At 51.3% G+C, this 1,130-nt stretch carries 1 protein-coding gene; it reads right to left on the bottom strand.

What is annotated here, in order from left to right; translation table 11 throughout:
- On the bottom strand, positions 1 to 940 hold a 940-nt coding region (locus KDK17_RS11585; RefSeq protein WP_257288143.1), incomplete at its 3' end, for a hypothetical protein.
- Positions 941 to 1,130 lie beyond the last annotated feature (190 nt).

The raw sequence follows: 1,130 nt of genomic DNA, 5'->3' as shown, positions 1-1,130 counted from the left end.
CAAAGGCCAGATCCTGCCAGTTGGCTCCTTTCAGAATCACCCGTTGTCCGGCCCTTAATGACTCGAGCCTGCCGGGGATATGCTGGATTCGCCCCTGCTTATCCACTCCGGGGCCGCCCAGCAGCAATTGTCGCCAGTTACTGTGCAAGTGGCAGTCAATAACAACGGTATTGTCATCATCCGTAGCACTCCCGGTAGCACTGGCGGCACTGGGGAGTTCAGCCAATACCCGGGGAACCTTGTTGATGTCCATCAATGGGTCATCGCCGGTCTGTGGGTCGAACTGCCAGGTATTTCCGGGTCGATTAATTCGGCGCCAGAAATCAGCACCCGGCGCGTCGTCACTCCGGTCAACGGATGTCAACTGTGCCGGGTTTGCCAAAACCAGCAGCGTGACATGCTCACCCAGGGGACGTTTCTTCTGGCTGACTTTGTCGTACAGAGAGGGGTTGTTCGGGTCCAGTAGATCGTTAAATTTTGGCAGCTCCTCACTGGTGAGCTTGCGTATATCCATCACCAGAGTGAGTGGCTGTGGCCCTTCAAACAGCTTGCCTGAAAGCAGAACATGGCACCCCTCTTCAGAAATGCTCAACCGGCTGACCAGATTAGCCTGTGAGAGGTCATCGGGGTGGGAAATAAGGGTGACATCCCGGTGTCCATCGCCGGTCTGGGCCACTAAAAGCCGTCGAATTTCATCATCACTGGCGACAAAACGAAAATCAAAGGAACAAGAAGCCCTGCGGAGCGAGGAATTTCCTGAGGATACCGTTCTCTCCTTGTCAGGCAACGTCATCGGACGTCTTGATCTATTGATTTCGGGAGTCACGTCAGAGCAGGTTATAACATTCTTTTTTGACGATAACTCCAGTTTCGCTACCGTGGCTGATACGCCAGTGTCAGGAACGGGTTTCTTTACTTCTCTGTCAATCCGACCATCCATTGTCAACTTCTCTCCTGTCATCTGAAGAACTGCATTGAAAGTGCTTGATTATATGACCTTCAGACAGGATGAAAGTTTCATTTGGATTGATACCCGTAGCCGTTGAAAGAATCACGCAAAAAACGACTCATAAAGCGAATTCAAATTCACGCTGTTCAAAAACTCTTCGGCAATTTTTGTCAGCTCAGCG

Source organism: Endozoicomonas sp. SESOKO2, assembly GCF_024606245.1.
Taxonomy (GTDB): Bacteria; Pseudomonadota; Gammaproteobacteria; order Pseudomonadales; family Endozoicomonadaceae; genus Endozoicomonas_A.
The sequence above is the reverse complement of the archived record's forward strand: the minus strand, read 5'-3'. Positions and strand labels throughout refer to the sequence as shown.